Here is a 17,623-nt window from a genome sequence, read left to right as displayed (position 1 = left end):
GGGGGAGGGGAAAAGCAGCTATGGATGGTAACGATCCATGCCCATTCGTTCATCGGGGTTTTCCTAAGCTGCGGCCCCGTCCGCCCCCTTTGGCCCTCTAGCAACGGGCTACTCGAGCTTGGCGCCCGAATCCTTGATCAGGCGCTCCCAGACCGGGCTCTCCTTCTTGTAGACGGCGGCAAAGGCCTCGGGCGAGCTCTCCTTCAGGTCGAAGCCCATCGCCGCCACGCGCGCCTGCACGTCGGGCTGGCGGGTGGCCTTGCCCACCTCCTCGGCAATGCGCTGCACGATCGGCCTGGGCGTGCCGGCCGGCATGGCAATCGCGAGCCAGCCGGCCACGCGGTAGGCCTCGTCGTCCAGGCCCTGCTCGGCCAGCGTGGGCACGTTGGGCAGGGTGGCCATGCGGCGCTCGCCGCTCACGCCGATGGCCTTGAGCTTGCCGGCCTCGATGTGGGGCTTGGCCACCAGCGCGCTGGCAAAGGCCATCTGGATCTGGCCGCCGATCAGGTCCTGCAGCATCGGCGCCTCGCCCTTGTAGGCGACGTGGTTCATCTCGGCCTTCTGCGTGAGGCTCATGTGCGCGCCGGCCAGGTGCGGGTAGGCGCCCACGCCGTACGAGCCGTAGGCCACCTTGCCCTTGTTGGCGGCCACGTACTTCAGGAGCTCGGGCCCGCTCTTCACCGGCACGCTGGGATGCACCACCAGCACCAGCGGCGCGGTGGCGATCTGGTAGACCAGCGTGAGGTCGCGCTGCGTGTCGTAGGGCAGCTTCTGGTAGAGGAACTGGTTGGTCAGCAGCGAGTTGCTCAGCGCCAGCACCAGGGTGTAGCCGTCGGCTGGCGCCTTGGCCACCGCGTCGGTGCCGATGATGCCGGCGGCGCCGGGCTTGTTGTCGATGATGACCGGCTGGCCCAGGCCCGCCGCCATCTTCTCGCCGATCACGCGGGCCAGCACGTCGGTGGCGCCGCCCGCGGCAAAGGGCACCACCATGCGGATCGGCTTGCTCGGATAGGCCTGCGCCCAGGCGGCCGGGGTGGTGGCTGCGAGCGCGAGCGAGGCGATGCCGCAGTGCAGGGCGCGGCGGGTGATCCCGCGGATGTTGGTGAAAGTCGCGTTCATGTTCGATGTCTCCGGATGTCGTTGTCGTCTGTCGAAAGAAACAGGGCGTGGCTATTCGGCAAGCACCTGCGTCTTGAAGGGAAGCGCCTCGAGCGCCGTGCGGATCTGCGCCTGCAGCGGCGCCGCGAGCGCGCCTGCGGCCTCTGCATCGATGCGCACCTGCACCAGGCTGTCGCCCTCGCTGCGCACACGCGGCCGGGCGGCCGGCGCCACGCCGAGATCGCCGCAGACCTGCGCCACCGTGGCCGCCACCACGCGGCTCGCGGCCATGGCGCGAAGCTCGGGCTTGTAGATCTTGCCGACGTTGGTCATCGGCATGTGCTCGATGACGGTCACCGAGCGGGGCCTGGCGGGCGCCTCGTCGACGCGCGCGGCGGTGAAGGCCAGCAGTTCGTCCTCGGTGGCCGAGGCGCCCGGCACCAGCGTGGCGAAGACCACCGGCAGCTCGCCCGCATAGGCATCGGGCGCACCCACCGCGGCGCACAGCTGCACCGCGGGATGCGCGCCCAGTGCGTCCTCGATCACCTTGGGGTCGATGTTGTGGCCGCTGCGGATGATCAGGTCCTTCGAGCGGCCGCTGAGATTGAGCCTGCCGTCACCGTCGATCCAGCCCAGGTCGCCGGTGGCGAGCCAGCCGTCGGCGGTGAAGGCCTTGGCGTTGTCGGCCGGATCGACAAAGCCCGAGAACAGGTTGGGCGCCTTGAACAGCACCATGCCCTGCTCGCCGGGCGGCAGCTCGCGGTCGCTGGCGTTGCCGTTCTCGTCGAGCGCCACGATGCGCATCCGCATGTAGGGCAGCGCAAAGCCGACGCAGCCCGCGGGCCCGTCCACGCCCGGCGGCGTGATGGTCGAGATGCCGGCCATCTCGGTCATGCCCAGGCTCTCGTGCACATGCAGGCCGAACAGGCGCTCGAAGCGCGCGGCCAGTTCGGGCGAGAGCACGGCGGCGCCTGTGCGGCAGTAGCCGATCGACGAGATGTCGGCGCCGTCCAGCGGCACGTTCGCAAGCGCGGCAAGCACCGTGGGCACGGCCGAGAGCGAGGTCGGGCGGTACTTCTCGACCAGCTTCCAGTAGTTGGCGAGCACTTCCTTGTTGCGCAGCAGCGAGGGGGTCGGGATGATCACTTCCATGCCCGCCGAGAGCGAGGCCAGCGAGGCCGGCAGCACGCCCGCCACGTGGAACAGCGGATAGCCGTTGATCGAGATGCCGTCTTCGTTCATGCCCGCGACCTGCACGCTGGCCCAGGCCGTGAACACCTGCGCGCCGTGGCTGTGGCGCGCGAGCTTGGGCGCACCGGTGGTGCCGCCGGTGTGGAAGTAGGCGGCGATGTCGCGGGGCGCGATGTCGCGGCCGCTCACGAGGCGGTCAGATGGTTGTGCCGAACGCAATGCGTCGAAGTCGGCCACGCCTTCAGGCAAGGCGCCGGCCGCGCCCGGTGCTTCGTCGTGCGGCGCCACGCGCAGCACGGTGGCGAGCGTCGGCACCTGGCCGCGCAGGCGCATCGCCTTCGACCACATGCCCGACTCGCTGTCCGAGCCGTAGGCGATCAGCACCTTGGCGCGGCCGGCGGTCATCAGTGCCACCAGCTTCTCGTCGGTCAGCAGCGGATTGAGCGGCTGCACGATGCCGGCCGCCTCGCCGCCCCAGAGCGCGAGGTGGTATTCGAGGCAGCCCGGCAGCAGCACCGCCACTGCATCCTCGGGGCCCACGCCCAGCGCGTGCAGCATGTTCGCGGTCTGGTGGATGCGCGCGAGCAGTTCGGCGTACGACCATCGGATCGGCGCGTCGGCCGGGTTGCCGGTGCGAAGAAAGGTCAGCGCGGTCTTGCCGCCGAAGGCCGCGCCCGCGTTGCGGAAGATCTCGTAGGTGCTGCGGACCGTCAGCGCCTCTTCGAGCGGGGTTTCTTCGAGCTTGCGGATGTCGGCAAGGCTGCGGACCGGGAGCGTCGGGCGAAAGGGTGCACCGGCCGCGTTCGTCTTCTTGCTGTCTGCCATGGCGTGTCTCCTGGATATTGTTGTCTGGCCGGCCGCGCGAAGCGCTGTTCTACTGGTTTGTGATCTTGTTGTCGCGAATGACCTTGCCCCAGCGCTCGAAGTCCTGGCGCATGCGCGTGCCCGTCTGCTCCGGAGTGCCGTAGGCCGCGAAGGAACCGACACCCTCGAGCTTGTCCTGCACTTCCTTGTCGGCGAGCGCGGCCTTGAGCTCGGCGCTCATGCGATCGACCACGTCCCGGGGCGTGCCCGCCGGTGCCAGCAGACCACCCCACGAGGTCGCATCGAAGCCCGGGAAGCCCTGCTCTGCGACCGTCTTCACGTCGGGCAGCAGGCTCACGCGCTTGCCCGAACCGACCGCGATGGCGCGCAGCGTGCCCGAGCGGATGTGCGGCATCACCGCCACCAGGTCCGAGAACATCGCAGGCACCTGCCCGCCGATCAGGTCGGTCACCGCCGGTGCGCTGCCGCGGTAGGGCACGTGCTGCATCTCGAACTTGCCGATGTTCTTGAGCTGCTCGGTCGTCAGGTGGCCGAAGCTGCCCGCGCCGGCCGTCGTGTAGTTGAGCTTGCCGCCCTCGGCCTTGGCCTTGGCGATCAGGTCCTGCAGGCCGTTCACGCCGGGCAGTACCTTGGGGTTCACCACCATCACGATCGGCAGGTCGTACACCGTGCCCACCGGCGTGAAGCTCTTGAAGATGTCGTAGGGCGTCTGGCCGTACAGGTGTGCGGCCAGCAGCGTGGGCGTCGCCAGCATCACGAAGGTGTAGCCGTCGGGGGCGGCCTTGGCGGCCACCGCCGCGCCGATGGTGCCCGAGGCGCCGCTGCGGTTGTCGATGAGGATGTTCTGCTTCAGCCCCTGCGACATCTTCTGCGCCACGATGCGCGTGGCGACGTCGGTCGGGCCACCCGGCGGAAAGGGCACGACGAATGTGATCGGCTTGGCCGGCCAGGCCTGCGCGAAGGCGGCACCGGCCACGAGCGGAAGGGCCAGCGCGAGGAGTGCGCGGCGTGCGGGATTGCGAAGGGAGCGGGAAGAAGAAGAGGCCATGGACTTGTTCAAGAGATCGGAAGATGGGCGCCTTCAGACGACGCCGTTCGTTTTCAGTTGCGCGAGCCGGTCGTCCGACAGGCCGAGCAGGGACTGCAGCACCTCGTGCGTGCCTTCGCCCAATTGCGGCGGCGCGCTGCGCACGGGCAGGCGCTCGCCGTCGAAGCGGTAGGGCGGCGCCAGCACGTTGACCTTGCCGGCCACCGGATGCGGCTGCTCGGTGACGAGGCCCGCATCGGCCGCGCGCCTGGAGTTGAGCGCTTCGAGCAGGCCCAGCACTTCGCCGCAGGGAATGCCCGAGGCGCTGAGCCGGGCCAGCAGGTCGGCGCGCTGGCGCCTGGCGAGCTCGGCGTGCAGCTCGGGCAGCAGCACCGCACGGTTCGCCGAACGCAGGATGTTGGTCTTGAAGCGCTCGTCGGCCGCGAGGTCGGGCCGCTCGATCACCTCGGTGCAGAAGCGCGCGAACTGCGCGTTGTTGCCCACGGTGATCACCAGCGGGCCGTCGGCCGCATCGAACACGCCGTAGGGCACGATCGACGGATGCGAGTTGCCGTAGCGCGGCGGGTCCTCGCCCATCAGCAGCGCTTCGAGGCCGTAGTAGGCGGTGATCATCAGGCCGCAGTCGAACAGCGCCATCTCCACATGGCGGCCCTTGCCGGTCTTCTCGCGCTGGTAGAGCGCCGCGAGCACGGCCTGCGCCGAGTACATGCCGGTGAACAGGTCGACCATGGCCACGCCGAACTTCAGCGGCGGCTGGCTGGCTTCGCCGTTGAGCGCCATCAGCCCGGCCTCGCCCTGCACCACGAGGTCGTAGCCGGGGCGTGCGGCCTCGGGGCCGGTGCGGTCGTAGCCCGAGATCGAGCAGTAGATGAGGCCGGGCTGCTCCTTGCTGAGCTGTTCGTAGCCGAGGCCCAGCTTGTCGATGCCGCCGAACTTGAAGTTCTGGATCACCACGTCGCACTGCTTCGCGAGGTCGCGCGCGATCTGCTGGCCCTCGGGCGTCTGCAGGTCGAGCGTGACCGAGCGCTTGTTGCGGTTCACGCTGTTGAAGTAGGCCGTCTCGGTCTTGCCGACGCGCAGGCCCCAGTCGCGCGTGTCGTCGCCGCGACCCGGGTGCTCGACCTTGATGACCTCGGCGCCCATGTCGGCCAGCACCATGCCGCACCAGGGGCCCGCGAGGATGCGGGACAGATCGAGGACGCGCACGCCGGCCAGCGGCAGCGAGGAATTCAGCATGGGCATGAGGGCAACTCCAGGAAAACGAAAAACCCCCGCGTCCGCATGCGAGGGCGGGGCACGACGGGCGTCAGGACGCGTCCGGCTTTTGGCGGCGCAGCGCGACGAAGTCGGCGCGGCGCTTGCCGAGGAAGGCGCCGATGCCTTCGGCCGCTTCGGCATCGGCCTGCGACTCGACCATGTACACGGCCTCGGCATCGAGCTGCTGCTCGAGCGTGGCGCGGTGCGCCTGGCGGCACAGCGCCTTGATGCGTGCGATCGCGCGCCCGGGGCCGTCGGCCACCCTGGCCGCGAGCGCAATGGCTTCGGCCAGCGCGGCGCCCTTGTCGGTCAGCCGGTTGACCGCGCCCAGCGCATGCAGGCGCTCCGCCGTCATGCGGTCGCCGGTCAGGCACATCTCGGTCAGCACCTGGCGCGAGACGAACTCCGCAAGGAAGGCCGTGGCACCGCCGTCGGGCGTGAGGCCGACCTTGACGTAGGCCACCGTGTAGAACGCGTCGCGCGCCGACACCAGCATGTCGCAGGCCAGCGCCATCGACAGGCCTGCGCCCGCCGCGCCGCCTTCGACGGCTGCGATGACCGGCTTGCCGAAATCGCGGATGCCGCGGATCAGGTCGTGCAGGCCTTCGAGCTTTTCGCGGCGCTCCGCAGCGGGCAGCTCGCGGCGCTTGGCCAGCAGGTTGAGATCGCCGCCCGAGCAGAAGAAATCGCCCGCGCCGGTGAAGACGACGGCGCCGACTTCCGGGTCGTTTTGCGCATCGGCGAGCGCGGCGCTCAGCTCCGCGTACAGAGTCGGCGTGATCGCGTTGCGTGCCCCCGGGTTGCTGTTGGTCAGGATGCGGACGGCGCCCTGCTGCGAGATCAGGACGGTCTTGTTGTCATCGCTCATTGCGCAGCCTCCTTGCCCAGCGCGATGTAGCGCTGCAGGTGGTGGTCTTCGTCGCCGAGCTGGTGGTCGATCATCACGAGCCGCTTGGCGTAGTGCGGCAGCGGCAGCTCCCACGTCATGCCGATGCCGCCGTGCATCTGGATGCTTTCTTCGGCCACCAGCGCGCCGATGCGGCCGATGCTGAACTTGGCAGCCGACAGCGCACGCTCGCGCGCCACGCGGTCCGCGCCGTCGATGGCGGCCGCGGCGTTGATCACGGCCGAGCGCGCCTGTTCGATCTCCAGCAGCAGGTCGGCCATGCGGTGCTGCAGCGCCTGGAAGCTGCCGATCAGCGTGCCGAACTGCTTGCGCGTGCGCAGGTAGTCGAGCGTGGCGGTCTTGGCGGCATCCATGGCGCCGAGCGCTTCGGCGCACAGCGCCAGCACGCCGCGGCCGATGGCGCGCTCCAGCGTGGCGTGGCCCTGGCCTTCGGCGCCGAGCAGCGCGTCGGCGCCGAGCTTCACGCCGTCGAGCGCGAGTTCGGCGACACGGCCGCCGTCGATGGCGGGGCAGCCGCGCACCGTGAGGCCTGCCGTCTTCGCGGGCACGAGGAACAGCGAGATGCCGGCTTCGTCGTCCACGCTGCCCGAGGTGCGGGCCGAAACCAGGAACAGGTCGGCCTGCTCGCCTTGCGGCACGACGGCCTTGGCGCCATGGAGCAGCCAGCCGTCGCCGCTGCGCTCGGCGCGGGTCGCCACGCGCGTGCGTTCGTAGTGCGTGTCGGCCTCGTCGTGGGCGAAGGCCGTGACGGCCACGCCGTTGATGATGTCGCCGAGCCTTTCCTTTTGCGCATCGCTGCCGGCCGCGCTGATCGCCTCGCCGACCATCACCGCGCCCAGCAGCGGCTCGACCACTAGCCCGCGGCCCAAGGCCTCGAAGACCACGGCGATGTCGAAGCCGCCGCCGCCGAAGCCGCCATCGGCCTCGCTGAACAGCGCGCCGATCACGCCCAGTTCGGCGAACTGCTGGAAGATCTCCTTGCTGAAGCCGTGCTCCGACTTCGCGATGCGGTCACGCGCATCGAAGGCGTACTGCTCGGCGATGAAGCGATTCAGGCTGTCGGCGAGCATGCGCCGGTCTTCGGTGTGTTCGAAGTTCACTGCGTGTCTCCTTTACAGGCCGAGAATCATCTTGGAGATGATGTTCTTCTGGATTTCATTGGAGCCGCCGAAGATCGACAGCTTGCGGTTGTTGAAGTAGCGCGCGGCCGCGGCCGATGCGTAGGGCGGGCCGAAGGCCTCGCCCTCGAAGCCGTCGTGCAGCGCTTCCTCGACGAAGGGCCGGCCATAGACACCCATCGCGCGGCGCGCGAGCGACGAGATCTCCTGCCGGATCTCGGTGCCGCGGATCTTGAGCATCGAGCTTTCTGCACCGGGCACGCCGCCGCCGGCCACGGCCGCAATCACGCGCAGGTTGGTGGTCTTCATGTTCTCGAGGTCGATCTCGACACGCGCCATGCGTGCGGCAAACGCCGGGTCGTCGGCCAGCGGCCTGCCGTTCTTCGTCTGCGTGGCCGCAATGCTCTTGAGCTGTTCGAGCGCCGCCACCGAGAAGCCCACGCCCGCGATGTTGGTGCGCTCGTAGGTCAGGAGGTACTTGGCGCAGGTCCAACCCTTGTTTTCTTCGCCGACGAGGTTCTCGGCCGGCACGCGCACGTCGGAGAAGAACACCTCGTTCACTTCATGCTCGCCGTCGAGCGTGATGATCGGGCGCACTTCGACGCCCGGCGACGCCATGTCGATCAGCAAAAAGCTGATGCCTTCCTGCTTCTTCGCCTCGCGGTTGGTGCGCACCAGGCAGAAGATCATGTTGGCGTGCTGGCCCAGCGTGGTCCAGGTCTTCTGGCCGTTCACGATGTAGTGGTCGCCCTGCGCGTCGATGCCGCGCACCGCCGAGGTCTTCACGGCCGCCAGGTCGGAGCCCGCGCCGGGTTCCGAATAGCCCTGGCACCACCAGTCGGCGCCGTTCAGGATGCGCGGCAGCCAGTGGCGCTTCTGTGCCTCGTTGCCGTACTTGATGAGCACCGGGCCGAGCATGTTCACGCCGAAGGGCACGATGCGTGGCGCAAACGCCAGCGCGCATTCGTGTTCGAAGATGAACTTCTCCACCGCCGTCCAGCCGGGGCCGCCGTACTGCTCGGGCCAGTGGTTGGCGAGCCAGCCGCGCGCGTTGAGGATGGCGTGCCATTCCTCCATGTCGGCCTTGGCGAGGATCTTGCCGCTGCGCACTTTTTCGGAAAGCCGCACCGGCAGCCTGGCCGCCAGGAAGGCGCGCACTTCGCTGCGGAAGGCTTCTTCTTCGGGGGTGAAGTTCAGGTCCATGTCTTATCTCTCGGATGGAGGGTTGACGTATTCAAGTGGAACCCCGCGGAACCGGCTTTGCCGGGCCGCAGGGGTTGCCCCCGGAAGGGGGTTGGAGAAGCGACACGAAGTGCGCGAAGCCTGGGGGAGAGCGAAGGCTGTCAGTAGATTTCGAACAGGCCGGCCGCACCCATGCCGCCGGCAATGCACATCGTGACCACCGCGTACTTCGCGCCGCGGCGCTTGCCTTCGATCAGCACGTGGCCCGTGAGGCGCGCGCCGGTCATGCCGAAGGGGTGGCCGATGGAGATTGCGCCGCCGTTCACGTTGAGAAGTTCCGACGGAATGCCCAGCTTCTCCTGGCAGTAGATCGACTGCGAGGCGAAGGCTTCGTTGAGTTCCCAGAGGCCGATGTCCTCGACCTTGAGGCCATGGCGCGCGAGCAGCTTGGGCACCGCGAACACCGGGCCGATGCCCATCTCGTCGGGTTCGCAGCCGGCCACCGCAAGGCCGCGGAAAGTGCCCAGCGGCTTGAGGTTGGCGCGCTCCGCATCCTTCGCTTCCATCAGCACGCAGGCCGAGGCGCCATCGGACAGCTGCGAGGCGTTGCCGGCGGTGATGAACTTGTCTTCGCCCATCACCGGCTTCAGCTTGGCGAGCGCCTCGTAGGTGGTGCCGCGGCGGTTGCAGTTGTCTTCCGTGGCGGTGACTTCACGGTAGCTGACTTCCTTTGTCTCCTTGTCGGTCACGGCCATGGTGGTGGTGCAGGCGACGATCTCGTCCCTGTAGCGGCCGGCCAGCTGGGCCTCTTCGGTCTTGCGCTGGCTCTCGGCCGAGAAGCGGTCTTGCGCCTCGCGGCTGATGCCGTAGCGCTGGGCCACGATGTCAGCCGTTTCGATCATGGCCATGTAGAGCGCGGGCTTGTGCTCGACGATCCACGGGTCCATGCCGCTGTCGCCGGCATCGGTGGCACTGCGCGAGCGGATCTGCGAGATGCTCTCGACGCCGCCCGCGATCATGGCCGGCGCGCCGTCCACCACGATGCGGCCCGCGGCCATGGCGATGGCCTGCAGGCCCGAGGCGCAGAAGCGGTTGACCGTGGTGCCGGCGATCGAAATCGGCAGCCCCGCGCGGAGGATGGCCTGGCGCGCGATGTTGCGCCCGGTCGTGCCTTCGGGATAACCGCAGCCGAGGATCGCGTCCTCGATCAGCGCCGGGTCCAGGCCCGAGCGCTCGACCGCGGCCTTCACCGCGAAGGCCGCGAGCGTGGGGCCCGGGGTGATGTTGAATTCGCCGCGGTGCGCCTTGGTGAGCGGGGTGCGGGCGGTGGAAACGATGACGGCTTCGCGCATGGGGAGGGCTCCTGGACGGCTGGCTCTGGTTACTCGGATTGATTCAGGCTCGCGAAATCGGCACCCCGCTCGACCAACTCCACCAGCAGCGGCGAAGGCTTCCAGAAGATCGGGTCTTCCTTGGCGAACTCGCGGATGTCGGCCAGCACCTTGGGCAGGCCCACGGTGTCGGCGTACTTCATCGGGCCGCCGCGATGCCGCGGGAAGCCGTAGCCGTAGAGAAAGGTCACGTCCACGTCGAGCGGGCGCAGCGCGATGCGCTGGAGCACGACGTTGGCACCCTCGTTGATCATCGCGGCCATGTAGCGGCGCATGATTTCTTCCTCGGTGAAGGCGCGCGGCGTGATGCCCGCGCGCTTGCGCTCGGCGTCGATGATGGCCAGCACCTCGGGGTCGGGCTGGCCGGTGCGCGCGCCCTCGGGGTACAGGTAGTAGCCGCGCTGCGTCTTCTGGCCGAACCAGCCGCGCTCGCAGATGCGGTCGGCAATCTGCACGTAGCGCGCCTGCGGATCGCGCGTGGCGGCCTTGCGCTTGCGCGTGGCCCAGCCGATGTCGCCGCCCGCGAGGTCCGACACCTGGAACGGACCCATCGGGTAGCCGAAGTTGCGCACGGCCTCGTCGATCTGGTAGGGAGACGCGCCGTCTTCCATCATGTGGTCGGCGGCCTGGCGGTACACCGCGAGGATGCGGTTGCCGATGAAGCCGTCGCACACGCCCGCGCGCACCGGCACCTTCTTCAATTTCTTCGCGAGCTCGAAGCCGGTGGCCACCACGTCGGCGCTGACCTTGGCGGGCACCACGATCTCGAGCAGCTTCATGATGTTGGCCGGCGAGAAGAAGTGCAGGCCCACCACGTCCTGCGGACGCGAGATGCTGTCGGCAATCTCGTCGATGTCCAGGTACGAGGTATTGGTGGCGAGCACCGCGCCGCGCTTGCACACGCGGTCGAGTTCTGCGAACACGGTCTTCTTGACGCCCATGTCCTCGAACACCGCCTCGACCACGATGTCGACCTGCGCGAGCGCGTCGTAGCTCGTGGAGCCCGAGAAGCGCGCCATCACGGCGGTCTTGGCCTCGGGCGTCATGCGGCCCTTCTTGATGAGGCCGTCGTACACCTTCTCGACATGCTGGCGGCCGCGCGCGAGGCTGGGCTCGTCGCGCTCGATCATGGTCACGGGCAGGCCCGCGTCGAGCATGGCCACCGCGATGCCCGCGCCCATGGTGCCGCCGCCGACGATGCCGGCCGATGCGAGCGCGCGCGGCGCGGCGGACCGGGTCTCGGGCGCCTTCAGCACTTCGCGCTCGGCGAAGAAGGCGTGGATCAGGCCGGCGCGCTGCGGGCTGTCGATGCATTGCAAAAACAGCTTGCGCTCCAGCGCCATGCCTTCGTCGAATGGCAGCGTGAGCGCGGCGTCGACGGCTTCGATGATCTTCATCGGCGAGAACAGGCCGCGGCTCTTCTTCGCAGTGTCGGCGCGCGCGGCTTCGAGGGCGGCGCGGCTGGCTTCCTTGTCGGCCAGGCCGGCCGCTTCGCGCGTGCGGCGCACCGGCGCGTTGGCGGCAACCAGTTCCTTCGCGTAGGCGAGGCCTTCGGCGCGCGCGTCGGCTTCGGTGCCGAGACGGTCCACCAGGCCGAGCGACAGCGCCTCCTTCGCGCCCGCATGGCGGCCGCTGAGCATGAGTTCGAGCGCGGGCTTCACGCCGATCAGGCGCGGCGCGCGCTGCGTGCCGCCCGAGCCGGGCAGGAGGCCGAGCTGCACTTCGGGCAGGCCCAGCTTGGCCGACGGTGCGGCCAGGCGGTAATGCGCCGACAGCGCAACTTCGAGCCCGCCGCCGAGTGCGGCGCCATGAATGGCGGCGACCACCGGCTTGCTGCAGTTCTCGATCTTCAGGCACACCTCGGGCAGCGAGGGCGGCTGCGGCGTCTTGCCGAATTCGCGGATGTCGGCCCCGGCGATGAAGTTGCGGCCCGCGCCGACGATCAGCACCGCGGCCACGGCGCCGTCGGCCTCGGCCGCCTCGATGGCGGCCACGAGGCCGCGGCGCACATCCACGCCCAGGGCGTTGACGGGCGGGTTGTCGATGGTCACCACGAACACGTCGCCAAGACGCTCGAAGCTGACGGGACCGGAAGACGTGGAAGGGCTGGAGGATGTGGTGGCCATGTGCTTTGTCTCTTGCGTGGCGAGCCCTGCAAACGCGAGGGGCCCGAGGCTCTGGGGTGAACCCCGCATTCTTGGCCCGTGCCGGTGCTTTGACAATTGCATAGACCATTGACAGACTGTCAAAGAATTTTTGACACAATCGGCTCATGGATCTCCAATCGCTGACCCTGCTGGTCGAAATCCTTGACGCCGGCAACCTGAGCGCAGCCGCGCGCCGGCTCAAGATGAGCCGCGCCAACGTCAGCTATCACCTGAACCAGCTCGAGCGCTCGGTCGGCGCCCAACTGGTGCGCCGCACCACCCGCCGCGCCGAACCGACCGAGATCGGCCTGCGCCTGTACCAGCACGGCGTGGCGATCCAGACCGAGCTGCTGGCCGCGAAGGAATCGGTCACCACGCTGGGCCAGGGCCTGCAGGGCCGTGTGCGCCTGAGCGTGCCCAGCGGCTACGGCCAGCTCGTCATGGCCGACTGGCTGATCGATTTCAAGCGGCAGTACCCGGGCATCGTGCTCGACGTGGTGTTCGAGAACCGCATCGAGGATCTGCTGCGCGACGAGGTCGACATTGCCATCCGCGTGATTCCCGAGCCGCCGCAGAACCTGGTGGCGCGCGAGATGGGGCCGGTGCGCTATGTGGCCTGCGCTTCAAGCGGCTATGCCGAGAAGCATCCGCTGCCGGTGCAGCTCGACGAACTGCAGGGCGCACCCGTGGTCACGGCCGCTGTCATCGGCCGGCAGCTGCGCGTGTCGGCCTACCAGGGCCAGAATCTGGGAGAGGTGCGGCGCGAGGTGATCCTGGAGCCGACGCTGATCTCGGAGAATTTTCTATTCCTGCGCCAGGCCATCCTCGCGGGCCTGGGTATCGGCCTGGTGCCCGACTACGTGGTGCAGGAGGACGTGCGCAAGGGCGACGTGGTGACCACGCTGGACGACTGGCGCCTCAGCATCTTCGGCACGCAGATGTTCATGCTTTACATGCCCAACCGGCAGCACACGCGGGCGATCCGCACCTTCATCGATTTCATCCTGGAGCGGGTGCGGACGCCCGGCGTGGTGGAGCCGGCCGATCAGTCGCAGCGGTAGCTGACTTCGCCGGCCAGTGCGCCGGCTGCCGCCTTCGGGTCGATGAAGCGCATCGGTGCGCCGAAGTTGCGGCAGTAGGCTTCGGCCTCCTGCACGGTGGGCGACTTGAATACACCGTCGCCGAGCCAGCTGACGCGCGGCGCGGGGCCCGACGCGCATGCTGCGACAAGAAGAGCAGCCGGAACGAGAAGGCAGAGGGTGAGGGAGCGTCGCATCGGGAAGCGCTGACTGCGCAGGTGAGGAAGAAGGAGCTCGCGACTGTAGCGCCTGGTGCCTGTTTCTTTGAAGCGCAGGCGGGCCCGGTGACATCGGCATGTTTTCTGCTGTACTCCGCCGCATGAACGATGCTGCTTCCCAAGTCCTGGTGCCGCTCGAGGTGCAACGGCTGACACCCCAGGCCTTCGCGCCCTACGGCACGGTGCTGGCCGCGCCCGCCGGCAAAAAGGGCCGCCCGATCAATGGCGGCAATGCCGAACGCTTCGACCTCATCGGCGACCTGCAGCTCGGCGCGCAGGGCGGCCAGCCGATGCTCGCGCTGTTCTGTGCGCAGGCGCGGCGTTTTCCGCACGAGGTCGTGGAGATGGAGCGCCACGCGCTCGGCAGCCAGACTTTCGTGCCCTTGGGAGAAAGGCGCTTCGTCATCGTCGTGGCGCCGGCCGGCGAGGCGCCCGCGGCCGATGCACTGGCCGCGTTCATCACCGACGGGCGGCAGGGCGTGACGCTCGCGCCCGGCACCTGGCACCACGCGCTGCTGGCGGTGGATGCGGGCGACTTCGTGGTGGTGGAGCGGGCTGCGGCGAGTGTCGATTGCGATACCTGCGCGCTGGCGGCGCGGGTGGTCGTCGACTGGAAAGGCTAGGGGTCCGTGCCGGCCCGCTATGTCTTGGCAAGGCTTGCGACATGTTGCTGTTCCATGATGGACGGCCTCAGCGTCGCCCGGGCCAGGACGCGATGGCCTCGTCAGCTGCCGGCAATGCGCTCCGCCAACGCAATCAGCGAACGGTCCGACCCCGCCGGCCCGAGCAGCGAAATGCCGAGCGGCGCACCGTGGCGTTGCGCGAGCGGCATCGACAGCTGCGGAAGGCCGGCAAGGCCCGCGATGCACAGCATCTGGATCGCACGGTTGCGGTAGTCCTCCAGGCCGGCCTCGCTTTCGCTGCGCAGCGGCGCGATGTCGGGCATGGTCGGCATCAGCAGCACGCCGTCGCTGCCGAGCAGCTTGGCGAGATGGCTGCGGAAGGCGACGCGAAAGGCGCGGCCGGCAACGATCTGCGCATCGGTCACGCCGCGCGACCAGGCAAAGCGCTCGGCCACGCCCGGGCCCAGCGGCGGCGCGTAGCGCTCGATCAGCGGACCGTCGGTCAGCCAGGCCTCGTGCGCCTGCACGTAGCGGAAGTTCCAGTACATCGCATCGAAGGAGTCGAGCGCGACCTCGATGCGCTGCGCATCGCCGAGCACGCGCTGCACGCGCGCGGCGGCATCCGCCAGCGCGTCGGCCGCGGCCGGCACGGCCAGCGACCACACGTCCTCGGGGCGCAGCAGCCGCACGCGTGCGGGCAGCGCGGCCGTGTCGGTGCCCAGCAGCACGTCGGCCACGCGCGCGAAGGTGCCGATGTCGCGCGCGAACCAGCCGCAGGTGTCGAGGCTGGGCGCGAGGTCCAGCGCGCCTTCGAGGCTCACGCGGCCGTGCGTGGGGCGCAGGCCGTACAGCCCGCAATGGTTGGCCGGCGCGCGCACCGAGCCGCCGGTGTCGGTGCCGAGCGCGAAGTCGCACAGGCCCGAGGACACGGCCGAGGCCGAGCCCGACGACGAGCCGCCGGTGATGCGGTCTTTCGCGGCACCGTTGACCGGCGCGCCGAAGTGCGCGTTGTTGCCGTTCATCGAGAACGCGAGCTCGTCGGTCACGGTCTTGCCCGCGAAGCGCGCACCGGCATCGAGCAGCTTCTGCACGGTGGGCGCGGTGCGGGTCTTGATGCCCGACATCGCGAGCACGATCGGACTGCCGCCGCCGGTGGGATAGCCGGCCACGTCGAACAGGTCCTTGGCTGCAAAGCTCAGGTCGGCCAGTGGGCCGGTGGGCGCGTGCGGCACCGGCGCGTCGGGGTACGGAACGAAGGCGTGGGCGGGATCGTGCAGGGGCATGGCGTGTTGTCGTGTGTGTGTGCGTTGCAGGGGCGGGTCAGGCGACCAGCGTGGGCGCAATGGCTGCGGCGGCATCGGTATGGATGCAGCGCGCGCGGTGCTTCGGGGCAAGCTCGACCACCAGCGGCTGCGCGGCGCGGCAGGCGTCGGTGGCGAGCGCGCAGCGTTCGGCAAAGGCGCAGCCCGGCGGCAGCGCCGACAGGTCGGGCGGCGCGCCGCCGATGGTCTCCAGCCGTGCGCCGCGCGCCAGCGCGCCGTGTGCGCGGCTCTTGAGCAGCGCGATGGTGTAGGGGTGGCGCGGCGAGCGGATCAGCTCGCGCGCTGTGCCTTCCTCGACGATGCGGCCCGCATACATCACGGCGATGCGATCGGCCACCTCGACCGCGGCGCCGATGTCGTGCGTGACGAAGATCACCGACAGCCCCAGGTCGCGCTGCAGCTCGCGCAGCAGCAGCAGGATCTGGATCTGCACCGTGGCGTCGAGCGCGGTGGTCGGCTCGTCGGCCAGCAGCAGCTGCGGCTTGCAGGCGAGTGCGAGCGCGATCATCGCGCGCTGGCGCATGCCGCCCGACATCTCGTGCGGATAGGCCGAAAGGCGCCGTTCGGGGCTCGGAATGCGCACGCGTTCGAACAGCGCGAGCGCACGCTGCTGCGCCTCGGCCTTGCTCACCGACTCGTGGCGGCGGATCGACTCGACGATCTGCGCGCCAACCGAATACACCGGATCGAGCGCGAGCAGCGGCTCCTGGAAGATCATCGAGGCGACCTTGCCGCGGAAGTCGTCGAGTTCGCGTGTCGACATCGCGAGCACGTCGCGCCCCGCCACCTGCACCTGTCCGCCGATGCGCGTGCGGCGCTCGGGATGCAGGCGCAGCAGCGTGCGCAGGGTCACGCTCTTGCCGGAGCCCGATTCGCCGATCAGCGCGACCACCTCGCCGCGCTGCACCTCCAGGCTCACGCCGCTGACTGCGTGCACGGGCTTGCGGCCGCCGCTGAAGCTGACGCTGAGGTCGCGCAGGCGGACCATCGGCTCGGGGGAAGAAGTCGGGTTGTTCATCGTCGTCGTGGTCATGCGTTCACGCCGCCCTGGCCAATGGCACGGCCAGCGGGTGGCCGCTGCCAGGCTCATGGACCAGGCAACTCGCCGCATGCCGCGCGCCGGTGGCAATGGGCTCGGGCACCACCTGGCTGCACACCGGTGCGGCCAGCGCGCAGCGCGGATGGAAGCGGCAGCCCGTGGGCGGGTTGATCGGGTTCGGCGGGTCGCCGGCCAGCGCTGCCTCCTCGGTGCGGTGGTCGGGGTCCATCGAGGGCATCGACGAGAGCAGGGCGCGGGTGTAGGGATGCGCGGGTGCATCGTAGAGCGCGTCGGCCGGGCCGATCTCGGCCACCTGGCCCAGGTACATGACCATCACGCGGTCGCTCACGTAGCGCACCACATTGAGGTCGTGGCTGATGAACAGATAAGTGAGGCCGAACTCGGCCTTGAGGTCGAGCAGCAGATTGATGACCTGCGCTTCCACCGACTTGTCGAGCGCCGACACGGCCTCGTCGAGGATCACCATGCGCGGCTGCAGCGCGAGTGCGCGCGCAATGTTGACGCGCTGGCGCTGCCCGCCCGAGAGCTCGTGCGGATAGCGTTCGGCAAAGCGCTGCGGCTCGAGCCCGACGCGCGCGAGCAGGTCGCGCGCACGCGCCACGGCCTCGCGCCGGCCGACGCCGTGCACCTGCGGGCCGAAGGCAACGGAGTCTTCGATGGTGAGGCGCGGGTTGAGCGAGGCGTAGCTGTCCTGGAACACCATCTGCACCTGGCGCCTGAATTCCTTGAGCGGCAGTTCGCGGCCACCGACTTCGCGCCCATCGAAGATCACTTCGCCCCGCGTTGGTGCAATCAGCTGCATCAGCAGCCGCGCGGTGGTCGACTTGCCGCAGCCCGATTCGCCGACCACGCCGAGCGTCTCGCCCTTGATCACCTCGAAGTCGACCCCATCGACCGCGCGCACCACGCCACCGCCGCGGCCCAGCGGATCCTTCTTGAGCGGGAAGTGCTTGACGAGTCCTGTGATGGTGAGCAGCGGTTGTGCGGGGCCGCCGATGTCTTTCAGTGCATCCATGTTGTCGCGCTCCTTTGTTGCTTTTGTTCTGGGCGTTGTTGTTCTTGGCGCTGTTGTTTCAGGGCGCGTGCACAGGCCACCGGGTACTCCCCTCCGCGAATGTCCCCCGGCCTTCGGCCTCCTCCTTGATTTCGCTGCGGGG

The 17,623-nt window shown here is 69.1% G+C and carries 15 protein-coding genes; 2 read left to right on the top strand and 13 right to left on the bottom strand.

The genetic code is table 11. The features are described from left to right. Positions 1 to 108 precede the first annotated feature (108 nt). The 9 genes from L1081_RS16305 to L1081_RS16265 all read right to left on the bottom strand — a co-directional run bounded on the left by L1081_RS16305 (position 109) and on the right by L1081_RS16265 (position 12,143). Complete coding sequence (locus tag L1081_RS16305; RefSeq protein ID WP_489413106.1) at positions 109 to 1,119, bottom strand: tripartite tricarboxylate transporter substrate-binding protein; 1,011 nt, start codon at positions 1,117 to 1,119, stop codon at positions 109 to 111. 51 nt (positions 1,120 to 1,170) lie between these two features. Next, complete coding sequence (locus L1081_RS16300; protein WP_489413105.1) at positions 1,171 to 3,114, bottom strand: acyl-CoA synthetase; 1,944 nt, start codon at positions 3,112 to 3,114, stop codon at positions 1,171 to 1,173. Between the two features lie 49 nt (positions 3,115 to 3,163). Beyond that, positions 3,164 to 4,162, bottom strand: a complete 999-nt coding sequence (locus L1081_RS16295) for a tripartite tricarboxylate transporter substrate-binding protein (protein ID WP_489416798.1) — start codon at positions 4,160 to 4,162, stop codon at positions 3,164 to 3,166. A gap of 33 nt (positions 4,163 to 4,195) precedes the next feature. Beyond that, complete coding sequence (locus L1081_RS16290) at positions 4,196 to 5,404, bottom strand: CoA transferase (RefSeq protein WP_489413104.1); 1,209 nt, start codon at positions 5,402 to 5,404, stop codon at positions 4,196 to 4,198. Between the two features lie 64 nt (positions 5,405 to 5,468). Then, positions 5,469 to 6,287 (bottom strand): oxepin-CoA hydrolase, alternative type, encoded by an 819-nt coding sequence (locus L1081_RS16285; protein ID WP_489413103.1) that lies wholly within the window; start codon positions 6,285 to 6,287, stop codon positions 5,469 to 5,471. Continuing rightward, positions 6,284 to 7,426, bottom strand: coding sequence for an acyl-CoA dehydrogenase family protein (locus L1081_RS16280; protein WP_489413102.1), 1,143 nt, complete (start codon positions 7,424 to 7,426; stop codon positions 6,284 to 6,286). Before L1081_RS16280 ends, L1081_RS16285 begins: the two co-directional genes overlap by 4 nt. 12 nt (positions 7,427 to 7,438) lie before the next feature. Continuing rightward, positions 7,439 to 8,647: an acyl-CoA dehydrogenase family protein gene (locus L1081_RS16275; RefSeq protein WP_489413101.1), complete on the bottom strand. Its 1,209-nt coding sequence runs from the start codon at positions 8,645 to 8,647 to the stop codon at positions 7,439 to 7,441. A gap of 140 nt (positions 8,648 to 8,787) precedes the next feature. Next, on the bottom strand, positions 8,788 to 9,978 hold the full coding sequence (locus tag L1081_RS16270; protein WP_489413100.1) for an acetyl-CoA C-acyltransferase: 1,191 nt from the start codon (positions 9,976 to 9,978) through the stop codon (positions 8,788 to 8,790). A 29-nt stretch (positions 9,979 to 10,007) separates the two neighbouring features. Continuing rightward, positions 10,008 to 12,143, bottom strand: a complete 2,136-nt coding sequence (locus L1081_RS16265) for a 3-hydroxyacyl-CoA dehydrogenase NAD-binding domain-containing protein (protein ID WP_489413099.1) — start codon at positions 12,141 to 12,143, stop codon at positions 10,008 to 10,010. A gap of 146 nt (positions 12,144 to 12,289) precedes the next feature. On the opposite strand from L1081_RS16265, the gene L1081_RS16260 reads away from it, so the two are divergent. Next, complete coding sequence (locus L1081_RS16260) at positions 12,290 to 13,225, top strand: LysR substrate-binding domain-containing protein (RefSeq protein WP_489413098.1); 936 nt, start codon at positions 12,290 to 12,292, stop codon at positions 13,223 to 13,225. Here L1081_RS16260 and L1081_RS16255 read toward each other — a convergent pair. Beyond that, complete coding sequence (locus tag L1081_RS16255; RefSeq protein WP_489413097.1) at positions 13,210 to 13,440, bottom strand: hypothetical protein; 231 nt, start codon at positions 13,438 to 13,440, stop codon at positions 13,210 to 13,212. The two genes, L1081_RS16260 and L1081_RS16255, sit on opposite strands and share 16 nt — an antisense overlap. Before the next feature lie 122 nt (positions 13,441 to 13,562). On the opposite strand from L1081_RS16255, the gene L1081_RS16250 reads away from it, so the two are divergent. After that, positions 13,563 to 14,084, top strand: a complete 522-nt coding sequence (locus tag L1081_RS16250; RefSeq protein WP_489413096.1) for an ureidoglycolate lyase — start codon at positions 13,563 to 13,565, stop codon at positions 14,082 to 14,084. Positions 14,085 to 14,185: 101 nt separating this feature from the next. Here L1081_RS16250 and L1081_RS16245 read toward each other — a convergent pair whose 3' ends face one another. Genes L1081_RS16245 through L1081_RS16235 form a run of 3 tightly spaced genes read right to left on the bottom strand, consistent with a single transcriptional unit; the run spans position 14,186 to position 17,481 of the window. Continuing rightward, positions 14,186 to 15,367, bottom strand: a complete 1,182-nt coding sequence (locus L1081_RS16245) for an amidase (RefSeq protein WP_489413095.1) — start codon at positions 15,365 to 15,367, stop codon at positions 14,186 to 14,188. Between the two features lie 37 nt (positions 15,368 to 15,404). Beyond that, on the bottom strand, positions 15,405 to 16,439 hold the full coding sequence (locus L1081_RS16240; protein ID WP_489413094.1) for an oligopeptide/dipeptide ABC transporter ATP-binding protein: 1,035 nt from the start codon (positions 16,437 to 16,439) through the stop codon (positions 15,405 to 15,407). A 4-nt stretch (positions 16,440 to 16,443) separates the two neighbouring features. Next, positions 16,444 to 17,481 (bottom strand): oligopeptide/dipeptide ABC transporter ATP-binding protein, encoded by a 1,038-nt coding sequence (locus L1081_RS16235; protein ID WP_489413093.1) that lies wholly within the window; start codon positions 17,479 to 17,481, stop codon positions 16,444 to 16,446. Positions 17,482 to 17,623: the final 142 nt, after the last annotated feature.

It is taken from the genome of Variovorax sp. MSC1_012 (genome assembly GCF_023667525.1).
GTDB classification, from domain to species: domain Bacteria; phylum Pseudomonadota; class Gammaproteobacteria; order Burkholderiales; family Burkholderiaceae_C; genus Variovorax; species Variovorax beijingensis_B.
This window is presented reverse-complemented; position numbering and strand designations above follow the sequence as displayed.

What these genes read in the sequence shown, in the direction of transcription:
- L1081_RS16305 (WP_489413106.1), bottom strand. Translation starts at nt 1,119, where the DNA reads ATGAACGCGACTTTCACCAACATCCGCGGGATCACCCGCCGCGCCCTG.
- L1081_RS16300 (WP_489413105.1), bottom strand. Translation starts at nt 3,114, where the DNA reads ATGGCAGACAGCAAGAAGACGAACGCGGCCGGTGCACCCTTTCGCCCG.
- L1081_RS16295 (WP_489416798.1), bottom strand. Translation starts at nt 4,162, where the DNA reads ATGGCCTCTTCTTCTTCCCGCTCCCTTCGCAATCCCGCACGCCGCGCA.
- L1081_RS16290 (WP_489413104.1), bottom strand. Translation starts at nt 5,404, where the DNA reads ATGCCCATGCTGAATTCCTCGCTGCCGCTGGCCGGCGTGCGCGTCCTC.
- L1081_RS16285 (WP_489413103.1), bottom strand. Translation starts at nt 6,287, where the DNA reads ATGAGCGATGACAACAAGACCGTCCTGATCTCGCAGCAGGGCGCCGTC.
- L1081_RS16275 (WP_489413101.1), bottom strand. Translation starts at nt 8,647, where the DNA reads ATGGACCTGAACTTCACCCCCGAAGAAGAAGCCTTCCGCAGCGAAGTG.
- L1081_RS16270 (WP_489413100.1), bottom strand. Translation starts at nt 9,978, where the DNA reads ATGCGCGAAGCCGTCATCGTTTCCACCGCCCGCACCCCGCTCACCAAG.
- L1081_RS16265 (WP_489413099.1), bottom strand. Translation starts at nt 12,143, where the DNA reads ATGGCCACCACATCCTCCAGCCCTTCCACGTCTTCCGGTCCCGTCAGC.
- L1081_RS16260 (WP_489413098.1), top strand. Translation starts at nt 12,290, where the DNA reads ATGGATCTCCAATCGCTGACCCTGCTGGTCGAAATCCTTGACGCCGGC.
- L1081_RS16255 (WP_489413097.1), bottom strand. Translation starts at nt 13,440, where the DNA reads ATGCGACGCTCCCTCACCCTCTGCCTTCTCGTTCCGGCTGCTCTTCTT.
- L1081_RS16250 (WP_489413096.1), top strand. Translation starts at nt 13,563, where the DNA reads ATGAACGATGCTGCTTCCCAAGTCCTGGTGCCGCTCGAGGTGCAACGG.
- L1081_RS16245 (WP_489413095.1), bottom strand. Translation starts at nt 15,367, where the DNA reads ATGCCCCTGCACGATCCCGCCCACGCCTTCGTTCCGTACCCCGACGCG.
- L1081_RS16240 (WP_489413094.1), bottom strand. Translation starts at nt 16,439, where the DNA reads ATGACCACGACGACGATGAACAACCCGACTTCTTCCCCCGAGCCGATG.
- L1081_RS16235 (WP_489413093.1), bottom strand. Translation starts at nt 17,481, where the DNA reads ATGGATGCACTGAAAGACATCGGCGGCCCCGCACAACCGCTGCTCACC.